Source organism: Ferrovibrio sp. (assembly GCF_029255545.1).
Taxonomy (GTDB): domain Bacteria; phylum Pseudomonadota; class Alphaproteobacteria; order Ferrovibrionales; family Ferrovibrionaceae; genus Ferrovibrio.
The window spans coordinates 16,599-28,680 of the sequence record NZ_JANLJJ010000051.1 but is presented as its reverse complement, the minus strand read 5'-3'; the positions used below and the strand labels follow the sequence as shown (position 1 = coordinate 28,680).

Below are 12,082 nucleotides of genomic sequence, written 5' to 3'. Positions count from 1 at the left end.
CATGAAGAAAAGCCTGCACAATCCCGCCAGCGTGGGCGCCGCCGTCGGTGGCTACACCCATGGCTGCCAGGTTGCCGAAGGCCAACGCATCCTGTTCGTCAGCGGCCAGATTCCCGAAGCCGCCGATGGCAGCATTGCCACGGATTTCGAAGGCCAGGCGCGCCAGGTCTGGCGCAATATCGAGGCTGTATTACAGGATGCCGGCATGACACTGGACAACTTGGTGAAGGTGACGACCTTCCTGACGGACCGTGAGCAGGTGCCGGCCAATCGCAAGGTGCGCAACGAGGTCCTGGGCGATCGCAAGGTGGCGCTGACCGTGATGGTCGCCACCACGCTGGAAGCGCGCTGGCTGCTCGAAATCGAAGCCATAGCGATGGCATGAGTTGACCAGATGAACAGCCCCCTGCTTACCAATCCCTTCCAGAAAACCGGCGTCATGCTGTGCGGCCATGGCAGCCGCGACGCGCGCGCCGTGGCCGAGTTCACCGCGCTGGCCGGGCATATGAAACGCCGCCTGCCGCAATACGATGTCGATTTCGGTTTCCTGGAATTCGCCACGCCGATCATCCGCGACGGCCTGGATGCCCTGCGCGCCAAGGGCAACACCAGGATCCTGGCCCTGCCCGGCATGCTGTTCGCCGCCGGCCACGCCAAGAACGACATCCCCAGCGTGCTCAACCGCTACCAGGCCGAACATCCCGATGTGAGCATCCAGTATGGCCGCGATCTCGGCATCGACCTGAAGATGCTGCGCGCCGCCGGCGAACGCGTGCAGCAGGCGCTGGATGCCGCGGGCGACCATGTCGGCCGCCACGAGACGGCCCTGGTGGTAGTGGGTCGCGGCACCTCGGATCCTGATGCCAATTCCAACATCGCCAAGGTGATGCGCATGCTGTGGGAAGGCTTCGGCTTCGGCTGGGCCGAGACCGCCTATTCCGGCGTCACCTTCCCGCTGGTGCAGCCCGCACTGGAGCATGTAGCAAAGCTCGGCTACCGGCGCGTGATCGTGTTTCCGTATTTCCTGTTCACCGGCATTCTGGTCGAACGCATCTACGAACATACCGACCGCGTGGCCGCCGCCCATCCGGAAATCGAATTCGTCAAGGCCGGCTACCTGAACGACCATCCGCTGGTGCTGGAGGTATTCGAAGACCGGCTGCAGGAAATCCTGGCCGGCACCAACAACATGAACTGCCAGATGTGCAAATACCGTGCGCAAGTTCTGGGTTTCGAGGACGAGGTCGGCCTGGCACAGGAAAGCCATCACCACCATGTGGAGGGCATCGGCACCGGAAAGCATGACCACGGCCACCATCATCACGACCACGATCATGGTCATGACCACGGGCACGATCACGGGCATGGCCACGACCACAATCATGGCCACCACCCCTATCCCCATGCCGACCATCCGCTCGGCCCCAAGACGCTGACCAAGTGATGACCGGCAAACCGACATACGATTACCTGCGCGATCCCGACGCGATCTATCGCCTGTCGTTCCAGATGATCCGCGACGAGGTGGACCTGTCGCACCTGCCGCCGGGCATCGACGAGCTGGCCCTGCGCCTGATCCATGCCAGCGCCATGCCCGACATCCTGCCCGACCTGGTGTGGACGGCGGATCTGCCGCTGGCCGTGCATGATGCGCTGCGCGCCGGCAAACCGATCCTGAGCGATGTCGACATGGTGGCCTATGGCGTGATCCGCTCGCGCCTGCCGGCAAACAATCCGGTCTTAAGTTTTCTCAATACGCCGGAAGCGCGCGAGATCGGCCGCACCAAGCAGATCACCCGTTCGGCGGCGGCCGTGGAATTGTGGTTGCCGCATCTGGCCGGCGCCGTTGTGGTGATCGGCAACGCGCCGACCGCCCTGTTCCGCCTGCTGGAGCTGCTGGACGAGGGCGCGCCGAAGCCTGCGGCGATCCTCGGCTTTCCGGTCGGTTTTGTCGGCGCGGCGGAATCCAAGCAGGCCCTGATCGACGCCGCGCCGGAAGGCGTCGCCTTCGCCACCCTGAAAGGCCGGCGCGGCGGCAGCGCCATGGCAGCTGCCGCGATCAATGCGCTGGCCACATGGGAACCAGCGAAAGACGCGCCGGCAAAGGAAAAGGTGGCGCCATGACCCTGCCCTGGCTTTCGGTGGTCGGCCTCGGCGAAGACGGACTGAATGGCCTGGCGCCGGCGGCGCGCGCACTGGCCGAGGATGCGGAAATCCTGATCGGCGGCGAACGCCATCTGGCCCTGCTGCCCGAGCTGCCGAACCAGACGCGCATGACCTGGACGCGGCCGCTGCTCGACCTGGTCGAACGCATCACCGATTATCGTGGCCGCCGTGTCTGCGTCCTGGCCACCGGCGATCCGATGTGGTTCGGCATCGGCGTGACCCTGGCCAGACGCGTCCCCGCCGCTGAGATGCGCATCTTCCCGCATGTCAGCGCCTTCAGCCTGGCTGCCGCGCGTATGGGCTGGGCCGTGGATGCCTGCGACTGCCTCACGCTGCACGGACGTCCGCTCGATCTGCTGGGCCTCCATCTGCAGCCCAATGCCAAACTGCTGATCCTCTCCGACAATGGCCAGACGCCGGCGCAGGTGGCGGCCTTCCTGGCCAAACGCGGTTTCGGCATCGCCGAGATCACCGTGCTGGAACATATGGGTGGCGCGGCGGAACGCCGGCATGACGGCGTGGCGAAAAGCTGGAGCATCGCCGATTGCGCCGACTTCAACACGCTGGCCGTGCAGTTGCACGATGGTCCGGGTCTGAGCCGCCTGGCCGGCCTGGATGACGACCTGTTCCTGCATGACGGCAACATCACCAAACGCGAGATCCGCGCCGTCACGCTCTCCAGACTGGCGCCCTTTGCCGGCGAGCTGCTGTGGGATGTCGGCGCCGGCTCGGGTTCGATCGGCATCGAATGGCTGCGCGCCGACCGGCGCAACCGCGCGATTGCCATCGAGGCACGCGAAGGCCGGCGTGGCATGATCGCGCAGAATGCCCTGGCGCTGGGCGTGCCGCATCTGGAGATCGTGGCCGGCAGCGTGCCGGCGGCACTCGACGGTCTGCCCGCACCCGATGCCATTTTCATCGGCGGCGGCATCATGGCCGAGGGCCTGATCGCACGCTGCTTGGAGGCGCTGAAACCCGGTGGCCGGCTGGTGGCCAACGTCGTGACGCTGGAAGGCGAAGCGAAAGTGGTGCAGGCGCGTCAGAGTTATGGCGGCGATCTCGGCCGCTTCAGTGTCTATCGCGCCGAACCGGTCGGCCGATTCCATGGCTGGCATGCCATGATGCCGGTGACGCAGTGGAGCGTAACCAAGGAATGAGTTTCCCGGAATGAGCGGCACTCTGTATGGCCTCGGCATCGGCCCGGGCGACCCCGACCTGATCACCCTGAAAGCCCTGCGCCTGTTGCAGGCCGCCGACGTGGTCGCCTATCCCGCGCCCGAGCAGGGCGACAGCCTGGCGCGCCGCATCGTGGCGCCGCATTTAAGCGGCGGCCAGACCGAGCTGGCCATCCGCATGCCGCTCAGCGTGGCGCGGTTTCCGGCCCAGGCGGTATATGAGCAGGCCGCCGGCGATCTCGCTGCACATCTTAAGGCAGGTCGCAACGTGGCGGTTCTGTGCGAGGGCGACCCGTTTCTCTATGGTTCGTTCATGTATCTGTTCGGCCGGCTGAGCGAGGAATTCCCGGTCGAGATCGTGCCGGGTGTGTCGTCGCTCACCGCCTGCGCCGCAGCCTTGCAGTATCCGCTGGTCTCGCGCAACGACGTGCTGACGGTGATTCCCGCGCCGCTGGACGACGAGACCATCGCGCATAAGCTGCTGCATACCGATGCCGCCGCGATCCTCAAACTCGGCCGCCACGGGCCCCGCGTGATTGAGCTGCTCAACCGCCTGCATCTGGCGGATCGCGCCCGCTACATCGAACGCGCCACCATGGCCGAGCAGCGCATCCTGCCGCTGTCGGAGGTTGATCCCACTGCCATTCCCTATTTCGCCATGATCGTGGTGCATCGCAAAGGGCAGCAGCATTTCATGGAGTTCGGCGCATGAGTGGAAAGCCGGCCCTGGTTTTACTGACTCCCAACGCGCGCGGCGTGGCGCAGGCATTGATGACCGCCTTCCCGGCCTGGGAGGTTTACGCGCCCGACGATGCCGCGCTGGTGCATGCCCTCCCCCTATCGCCATCGGGCGGCAAGGCGACCGATACCATCGCGCGGTTATTTGCGGCCGGCCGGCCGGTGATTGGCATCTGCGCCGCCGGCATCCTGATCCGCGCCGTGGCGCCGCAGCTTTCCGACAAACACGGCGAACCGCCACTGATCGCGGTGGCGGCCGACGGCTCGTCCGTGGTGCCGTTGCTGGGTGGCCATCACGGCGCCAACCTGCTCAGCCGCCGCATCGCCAGCGTGCTGCAGGGTATTCCGGCGATCACCACCGCCGGAGACCTCGCCTTCGGCCTCGGGCTGGACGAACCACCCGAAGGCTACACGCTCGCCAATCCGCAAGATGCCAAGGGCCTGATGGCGAACCTGCTGCGCGGTGGTGGCCTGCGCATCGAAGGCAATGCGCCCTGGCTGGCCGACAGCAACCTGCCGCTCAGCGCCGATGGCCCCATGGTGATCGAAGTCACCCATCGCACCGCCGACGGCAGCCCGGACCACCTGATCTACCATCCACGCAACATTGCCATCGGCGTCGGCTGCGAACGCAACACCAAGCCGGTGGAACTGATCCGCCTGGTGCAGGCCACGTTGTCTGATCACGGCATCGCGCGCGACAGTATCGCCGGCGTGTACTCGCTGAACCTGAAAGCCGACGAGCCGGCCATGCAGGAACTGGCGCGCTGGCTGGGCGTGCCCTTCCGCGTCTTCGATGCCGCCAGGCTGGAGGCCGAAACGCCGCGCCTGGCCAACCCATCCGACGCGGTTTTTGCCGAAGTCGGTTGCCATGGCGTTTCGGAAGGCGCGGCCCTGGCCGCCGCCGGGCCGGAAGCCACGCTGATCGTACCGAAGGTGAAATCCGAACGCGCCACCTGCGCCATCGCGCTCTCCCCGTTGCCCTTCGATGGCGCATCGCGCGGCAAGCCACGTGGTGAACTGCATGTGGTGGGCACCGGACCGGGCGATGCGTTATGGCTGACGCCGGAAGCGCGCATCGCGCTGGCGGAAGCCACCGACTGGGTTGGTTATGGCCTGTATCTTGACCTCTATCCCGAACTGGCCACAGGCAAGGTGCAGCACCGGTTTGAGCTGGGCGAGGAGGAAAAGCGCGTGCGCGCTGCCCTCGACCTGGCGGCGCAGGGCAAACGCGTGGCGCTGGTCTGCTCAGGTGATCCCGGCATCTATGCCATGGCGACGCTGGTCTTTGCCCTGCTGGAGCAGGAACCACACCGAAAAGACTGGCAGCGTGTAGCGATCACCGTCGCGCCCGGCATCTCGGCTTTGCAGGCAGCCGCCGCACGCTCGGGCGCGCTGTTGGGCCATGATTTCTGCACGATTTCGCTGTCCGACCTGCTGACGCCGCTGGACATGATCCTGCTGCGCATCAAGAAGGCGGCCGAAGCCGATTTCGTCATCGCCTTCTACAATCCGGTGTCGCAGCGCCGCCGCACCCAGCTTGCCATGGCGAAAGACATCCTGCTGCAGCACCGGCCGCGCGAGACGCCCGTGGTGCTGGCGCGCAACCTGGGCCGCGAGGGCGAGCGGGTGACGCATACCACTTTGGGCGAGCTGGATGTCGAGCAGGTGGACATGCTGACCGTCGTGCTGGTGGGTTCCAGCGCCAGCCGCAGCATCGCATTGCAGAATGGTCGCCGTTTCGCCTATACGCCGCGCGGCTACGAAAAGAAGTTCTGGTCATGACCGTCCACTTCATCGGGGCCGGCCCCGGCGCGCCCGACCTGATCACCCTGCGCGGCGCGAAGCTGATCAAAAGTTGCAAGCTCTGTCTCTATGCCGGCTCATTGGTACCCGAGGCAATCGTGAAGCTGGCGCCGAAGACCGCGCGCGTCGTGGATACCGCGCCGCTGAACCTGGACGAGATCATGGCCGAGATCGTGGCGGCGCATGAACAAGGCCTGGACGTGGCGCGCGTGCATTCCGGCGATCCCTCGCTCTATGGCGCCATCGCCGAGCAGATCCGCCGCCTGAAGAAACTGGATATCCCCTACACGATCACGCCGGGCGTGCCGGCCTTCGCCGCCGCCGCCGCCGCGCTGCAGACCGAGCTGACCCTGCCCGATATCGCCCAGTCGGTGATCCTGACCCGCACGGCGATGAAATCCTCCGACATGCCGGCAGGCGAGACTTTGGCCAATTTCGGCCGCACGGGCGCCACGCTGGCCATTCACCTTTCCATCCGCAACATCCGCCACGTGGTGGCGGAACTGACGCCGCATTATGGCGCCGACTGCCCGGCGGCCGTGGTGGTGCGCGCCACCTGGCCGGACCAGCAGATCATCCGCGGTTGCCTTTCCGACATCGCCGCCAAGGTGCGCGCCGCCAAGATCACCCGCACCGCCCTGATCCTGGTGGGCCGGGTGCTGGACGAGGCTGCTGATTTCAGCGACAGCGCGTTGTACGATCCGAATCACGTACATGTGCTGCGGCCCGGCCCGAAAGCCAAAGGCAAGGCCAAGGCAGCGAAACGATGAGGCTGACCATGGCGACCTGGCGCACGATTACCGTTCTGCTGCTCTGCGGCCTGCTGGCCGGCTGCGCTGTCGTCGACAAGGCGCCGGTCAAATCTCTGCCGCAGGATTTCACCCTCGAACTGCCGCAATCCGGCGGCCGCTTTGTCCTGCTCCAGGGCGAGGAGGTGCGTATCCGGCTGCCGTCCAACCGCACCACCGGCTATCGCTGGAGCATGGTGAACGAGGCGCCAGGCGTTGAAGTGCTGAGCCTGGCCGAGGAGCCCGCCTATATCGCCGAGGGCACGATGCCCGGCCGCGGCGGCACTGAAGTGTGGCATTTCCGCGCCACCGGCACCGGGCCGACCATCCTGTATTTCGTTTATCGCCGGCCCTTTGAGCCAAACGGCCCGGCGGCGCGCGAGGCGATCTACAATTTCGAGATCCGCTGACGCTTAAACCGCGCTGAGATTCGCCCAGGCCAGCGCGGCGCCCACCGAATCCAGCGTCTCGCCCGGCGGCAAGGGCGGGCGCTCGATCATCAGCACGGGGGTATGCAATTCGGCGGCGGCGGCGATCTTGGCCGCGGCACCACCTGAATTCTTGGTCACCAGCAGATCAATGCGATGCCGCTGCATCAGCGCGCGTTCGTCTTCCGGCCGGAACGGCCCACGTCCGAGGATGAGCTCGCCCGGCGGCAGCGTGACGCCATCGGCCGGCGGATCGATCATGCGGGTGAGGAACCAGCGTCGATTGCCATGCGGCTTGTCCTCGCGGCCGAGCGGCACGAAGGGGCCAAGCTCCTGCCGGCCTAGCGTGAGGAAAATGCGCTGCGCCGGATGGAAACGCAGGAACACCGCCGCCGCCGTCACGCTCGGCATCATGGTCCAGCGGTCGCCCGGCGAGGGCACCCAGGGTGGCCGCACCAGCTTGGCGCGCGGAATGCCCAATGCCTGGCAGGCCTCGAAGGCATGGCGCGCCATCTGGGCAGCAAAAGGATGCGTGGCATCCAGCACCAGGTCGATCTTCTCGTTCACCAGATACTCGCTCAGGCCCGCCACGCCGCCGAAGCCGCCGATGCGCACCTCGCCCGGCGGCTGTTCCGGATTCTCGGTGCGTCCGGCCAGCGAGGAGATGCAGCGGATCTTCGGATGATGCTCCAGCTCGCGCGCCAGCCGCAGGCCTTCGCCAGTGCCGCCCAGCAGCAGCAGGTTGCGTTTGCGCGCCATCACATTGTCCCCGTGCTGCGGCCCACGATATCGCCGGCGCGGTCCACCACTACCACATCGATGTCGATGTGCGCCGGTGCCGCAATGCGCTTGGCTGTCTCGCATGCCAGCCGCGCCACATGATCGCCCAGCGGCAGATGCGCCTGCCGTGCCATCTGCAGCACTTCCAGCGCGGTGTTGGCTTCGGCGGCACGAGTGACTAGCGCGGCATCGCCGCCGCACTCGCCCAGCCATTGCGACAGCACGGCCCTGTCGACCTGGCTGCGGCCGGAATGCAGGTCCATCTGGCCCTGCGCCAGTTTCACCAGCTTGGCGAAGCCGCCGCCGATGGTGAGTTTCGGCAGCGGATGCCGGCGCAGGTATTTCAGCAGCGCGCCGGCGAAATCGCCCATGTCGAGCAAGGCGATTTCGGGCAGGGCATACAGCGACTGCACGGCAGCCTCCGAGGTCGAGCCGGTGCAGCCGGCGACATGATCGAGACCGGCGGCAATCGCCACATCGACGCCGCGATGGATCGAATGGATCCAGGCCGAACAGGAAAACGGCACGACGATGCCGGTGGTTCCCAGGATGCTCAAACCGCCCACGATGCCCAGCCGCGGATTCCAAGTGCGCCTGGCCAGCTCGGCGCCGCCGGGCACGGTTATCTCGATTTCGACGTCACCGGCTTCGCCATGGCGGGTCGCCAGCGCCAACACGGCCTCAGCCATCATGCGGCGCGGCACCGGATTGATCGCCGGCTCGCCCGGCGGGATCGGCAGGCCGGCGCGCGTGACCATGCCGACGCCCTCGCCGGCACGGAACACGATGCCGCTGCCACGGTCGCCGCGACGGACTTTCGCCAGGATCAGGGCCTGGTGGGTGACATCGGGATCGTCGCCGGCATCCTTTATGATGCCGGCCTCGGCCCAGTCGGGGCCAAGCGCTTCACGGGCCAGGGCGAAACTCGGCGTCTCGCCCTTCGGCAGCGTGATGGTGACCGGATCGGGAAATGCGCCGGTCAGCAGGGCCTGATACGCGGCGGCGGTCGCCGCCGTGGCGCAGGCACCCGTGGTCCAGCCACGGCGCAACAGGCTGCTATCCGGGATCACATCCGACATGGGCTGGCAAGTATACACATCTGCCGGTCGGGTGTACCTTGCCGCCATGCAATTGCCATCTCTGCAAATGCCGGTTTTCCCACCCGGCTGGGTCTGGCTGACCGGCGCCGGGCCTGGCGATCCGGGGCTTTTGACCCTGCATGCGGTGAATGCCCTGAACCAGGCCGATATGGTGATCTATGACGCCCTGGTCGGCGAGGCAATCCTGGCCTGCGCCCGGCCCGGCGCGGTGCTGGAATATGCCGGCAAGCGCGGCGGCAAGCCCTCGCCGAAACAGCGTGACATTTCCCTGCGGCTGGTCGAGCTGGCGCGCCAGGGCAAGCGCGTGCTGCGGCTGAAAGGCGGCGACCCCTTCGTGTTCGGCCGTGGCGCCGAAGAGGCCCTGTCCCTGCGCGAAGCCGGCATTCCCTTCCGCGTCATTCCCGGCATATCGGCCGGCATCGGCGGCCTGGCCTATGCCGGCATTCCGCTGACCCATCGCGATACCAATTCCTGCGTCACCTTCCTGACCGGCCACAATGCCAGCGGCGAAGTGCCCGACAGCGTCGACTGGGCCGCCATGGTGCGCGCTTCGCCGGTGCTGGTGATCTACATGGCGATCAAGCATCTGGACATCCTGGTCGCCAAGCTGCGCCATGCCGGGCTGGACGAGCAGCGTCCCGCTGCGTTGGTCAGCCACGCGACGCTGCCGCAGATGCGCGTGCTGCGCAGCAGCCTCGGCCGCATCACGGCGGATGCCGCTGCCGCGGGAATCGAGCCGCCGGCCCTGCTGGTGGTCGGCGAGGTGGTCGACCTGCACGCGCTGTTCGGCAGCAGCGACCTGCAGGCCAGTCTCGCGCCGCCATGCCCGATCGCCATCTGACCCGCGGCATCGTCATTGCCGCGCCGGCCTCGGCCAGCGGCAAGACGACCGTGACCCTGGCCCTGCTGCGGCTGCTGGCCCGCGAGGGCCGCATCGTGGCGCCGTTCAAGACCGGGCCTGATTTCATCGACGGTGCCTTTCACCGCGCCGCCAGCGCCGGGCGGCCCTGTTATAATCTCGATCTTTTCGCCATGCGGCCCGCGACGCTCGCCGGCGTGCTCGATTACGGCAGCGCCGGCGCCGAGATCGTGGTGATCGAAGGCGTGATGGGCCTGTTCGACGGCGCCGTCAGCAACGAGGGCAGCACCGCCGATCTGGCGGCAAAGCTGGCCCTGCCGGTCGTGCTGGTGATCGACGTGGCGCGCCAGAGCCAGTCGATCGCCGCCCTGGTGCATGGCTTCCGCAGTTTCCGCGACGACGTGGCGCTGGCCGGCGTTATCCTCAACCGCGTGGCGTCAGTGAAGCATGAAATGCTGCTGCGCAATGCCCTGGCGCCGCTCGGCCTGCCGGTGCTGGCCGCCCTGCCGCCGGAGGGCGAGTTGAACATGCCGAGCCGGCATCTCGGCCTGGTGCAGGCGGAAGAGCGCGACGGCCTCGATTATTTTCTCGATACGGCGGCCGACTGGCTGCACCGCCATCTTGACCGCGCCGCCTTCGAACAGCTGCCGCAGGTTCTGCAGGTCAGCCGACCGGCAACATTGGCCGCCCTGCCGCCGCTTGGCCAGCGCATCGCCGTGGCGCGCGACCAGGCTTTTGCCTTCGCCTATCCGCATCTGCTGCAGGGCTGGCTGGCCCAGGGCGCGCAGTTAAGTTTCTTCTCGCCGCTGGCCGACGAAGCGCCGGCGGCGGATTGCGACGCGGTCTTCCTGCCCGGCGGTTATCCGGAGCTGCATGCGGGCCGGCTTGCCGCCAGCAGCACCGCGTTGCAGGGCCTGCGCGCGGCGGCGGCGCGCCAGGCGACACTCTATGGCGAATGCGGCGGCTTCATGCTGCTGGGCCGCGGCCTGACCGATGCCGATGGCAACCGGCACGCCATGGCCGGCCTGCTGCCGGTCGAGACCAGCTTCGCCCAGCGCGAGCGCCGGATGGGCTATCGCCGCATCGAAAGCCTGGCCGATACCCCGCTCGGCCCGAAGGGCAGCCGCTTCCGCGGCCATGAATTCCATTACTCGGTGCAGACCGCCGGCCATGACGCCGCCGCGCCGCTGTTTGCCGCCAGCGATGCCGGCGGCGCCGAGGCTGGCCCTGCCGGCTGCCGCCAGGGCAGCGTATTCGGCAGCTACCTGCACCTGATCGACCGGGAAAGCTGACCGGAAAAGCCGAAACCACGCCAATTGCGCGGCGCGGGCGGCCTGTTACGATCCGCCGGAACGGCCCGATTCGTGGCCGGATTAACCCTTCCTTTGCCGCTTTAGGCTAGTCCCGCTGCATGCTGTCGCGTTTCGTCCTGGTCCTGCTTCTGCCGCTGGTTGCCCTGAACCTGCCCCTGGGGTTTGCCAACAGGTTCACCATGGCCGTGGCGCGGGCCGCCGATGACGTTTCGCCGGTGACGGAAAAAGGCGCCGATTCCGGCCTGCCCCTGCCGCGCTTCGTCAGCCTTGCCGCCGACAAGGTCAATGCCCGCACCGGCCCCGGCTCACGCTATCCGATCGCCTGGCAGTACCAGCGCCGCGGCCTGCCGGTCGAGGTGGTGGCGGAATATGAATACTGGCGCCGCATCCGCGACCACGACGGCACCGAGACCTGGGTGCACAAGAACCTGACTTCGGGCAAACGTTTTGCCGTGGTGGATGGCACTCTGCGCAATCTGTTCAAGAAGCCCGACACCGCCGCCGACGTGCTGCTGACCGCCGAGGCCGGCGTGCAGGCCCGCCTGCGCAAATGCCCTGACCTGGCCTGGTGCCAGGTGGAAATCGCCGGCACGCGCGGCTGGATTCCGCGCAGCCATCTCTGGGGCCTTTACCCGAATGAAACCTTTGACTGAGAAATCTCCGGCTGACCGGCCGCTGCGCCTGCTGCCGGGGCTGGGGCCGAAAAGCATCGTCTGGCTGAACGAAGTCGGCATCACCAGCGAAGCCGAGCTGCGCGCCATCGGCGCGGTCGCGGCCTATCGCCGGCTGAAACACTGGAACCCGCGGCTGGTCAGCCGCAATGCGCTCTGGGGTCTCTATGCGGCGCTGAACGGAACCCACTGGACCAGTATCGACGCTGCCACCAAGCAGCGCCTGCTGGCCGAGGCCGGCGAGAATCCGGACTGACC

14 protein-coding genes are annotated in these 12,082 nt (G+C 67.1%); 12 read left to right on the top strand and 2 right to left on the bottom strand.

Annotated elements, in window-relative coordinates:
• Position 1 precedes the first annotated feature (1 nt).
• The 8 genes from Q1J79_RS10545 to Q1J79_RS10510 are packed head-to-tail and all read left to right on the top strand — an operon-like array spanning position 2 to position 7,083.
• Entirely contained in the window at positions 2-385 is a 384-nt protein-coding gene (locus tag Q1J79_RS10545; RefSeq protein WP_300299967.1) for a RidA family protein, read from the top strand.
• A gap of 9 nt (positions 386-394) precedes the next feature.
• Positions 395-1,444, top strand: a complete 1,050-nt coding sequence (locus Q1J79_RS10540) for a sirohydrochlorin chelatase (protein WP_300299965.1) — start codon at positions 395-397, stop codon at positions 1,442-1,444.
• Positions 1,444-2,124 carry a precorrin-8X methylmutase gene (locus Q1J79_RS10535; RefSeq protein WP_300299963.1) on the top strand — a complete coding sequence of 227 codons (681 nt, stop codon included), beginning with the start codon at positions 1,444-1,446 and terminating at the stop codon, positions 2,122-2,124. The genes Q1J79_RS10540 and Q1J79_RS10535 overlap by 1 nt, the downstream gene beginning before the upstream one ends.
• Positions 2,121-3,323, top strand: coding sequence for a precorrin-6y C5,15-methyltransferase (decarboxylating) subunit CbiE (cbiE, locus tag Q1J79_RS10530; protein WP_300299961.1), 1,203 nt, complete (start codon positions 2,121-2,123; stop codon positions 3,321-3,323). The genes Q1J79_RS10535 and cbiE overlap by 4 nt, the downstream gene beginning before the upstream one ends.
• Before the next feature lie 10 nt (positions 3,324-3,333).
• Positions 3,334-4,053 (top strand): precorrin-2 C(20)-methyltransferase, encoded by a 720-nt coding sequence (gene cobI, locus Q1J79_RS10525; RefSeq protein ID WP_300299959.1) that lies wholly within the window; start codon positions 3,334-3,336, stop codon positions 4,051-4,053.
• Positions 4,050-5,864 (top strand): precorrin-3B C(17)-methyltransferase, encoded by a 1,815-nt coding sequence (cobJ, locus tag Q1J79_RS10520; protein WP_300299957.1) that lies wholly within the window; start codon positions 4,050-4,052, stop codon positions 5,862-5,864. The genes cobI and cobJ overlap by 4 nt, the downstream gene beginning before the upstream one ends.
• Positions 5,861-6,655 carry a precorrin-4 C(11)-methyltransferase gene (gene cobM / locus Q1J79_RS10515; protein ID WP_300299955.1) on the top strand — a complete coding sequence of 265 codons (795 nt, stop codon included), beginning with the start codon at positions 5,861-5,863 and terminating at the stop codon, positions 6,653-6,655. Before cobJ ends, cobM begins: the two co-directional genes overlap by 4 nt.
• 8 nt (positions 6,656-6,663) lie before the next feature.
• On the top strand, positions 6,664-7,083 hold the full coding sequence (locus Q1J79_RS10510; protein ID WP_300299953.1) for a protease inhibitor I42 family protein: 420 nt from the start codon (positions 6,664-6,666) through the stop codon (positions 7,081-7,083).
• A gap of 3 nt (positions 7,084-7,086) precedes the next feature.
• Here Q1J79_RS10510 and Q1J79_RS10505 read toward each other — a convergent pair whose 3' ends face one another.
• Both Q1J79_RS10505 and Q1J79_RS10500 read right to left on the bottom strand, forming a co-directional pair.
• Positions 7,087-7,860 carry a cobalt-precorrin-6A reductase gene (locus tag Q1J79_RS10505; RefSeq protein ID WP_300299951.1) on the bottom strand — a complete coding sequence of 258 codons (774 nt, stop codon included), beginning with the start codon at positions 7,858-7,860 and terminating at the stop codon, positions 7,087-7,089.
• On the bottom strand, positions 7,860-8,960 hold the full coding sequence (locus tag Q1J79_RS10500) for a cobalt-precorrin-5B (C(1))-methyltransferase (protein ID WP_300299949.1): 1,101 nt from the start codon (positions 8,958-8,960) through the stop codon (positions 7,860-7,862). The genes Q1J79_RS10505 and Q1J79_RS10500 overlap by 1 nt, the downstream gene beginning before the upstream one ends.
• A 46-nt stretch (positions 8,961-9,006) precedes the next feature.
• Here Q1J79_RS10500 and cobA point away from each other — a divergent pair, with 46 nt between their 5' ends.
• The 4 genes from cobA to Q1J79_RS10480 all read left to right on the top strand — a co-directional run bounded on the left by cobA (position 9,007) and on the right by Q1J79_RS10480 (position 12,080).
• Positions 9,007-9,822: a uroporphyrinogen-III C-methyltransferase gene (cobA, locus tag Q1J79_RS10495; protein WP_300299947.1), complete on the top strand. Its 816-nt coding sequence runs from the start codon at positions 9,007-9,009 to the stop codon at positions 9,820-9,822.
• The gene (locus tag Q1J79_RS10490; RefSeq protein ID WP_300299945.1) at positions 9,804-11,132 is read left to right on the top strand and encodes a cobyrinate a,c-diamide synthase; all 1,329 of its coding nucleotides are present in this window, start codon (positions 9,804-9,806) and stop codon (positions 11,130-11,132) included. Before cobA ends, Q1J79_RS10490 begins: the two co-directional genes overlap by 19 nt.
• Positions 11,133-11,251: 119 nt before the next feature.
• Positions 11,252-11,806 (top strand): SH3 domain-containing protein, encoded by a 555-nt coding sequence (locus Q1J79_RS10485; protein WP_300299943.1) that lies wholly within the window; start codon positions 11,252-11,254, stop codon positions 11,804-11,806.
• A complete protein-coding gene (locus Q1J79_RS10480) occupies positions 11,799-12,080 on the top strand; it encodes a TfoX/Sxy family protein (protein ID WP_300299941.1) in 282 nt (93 codons plus the stop codon). The genes Q1J79_RS10485 and Q1J79_RS10480 overlap by 8 nt, the downstream gene beginning before the upstream one ends.
• Positions 12,081-12,082 lie beyond the last annotated feature (2 nt).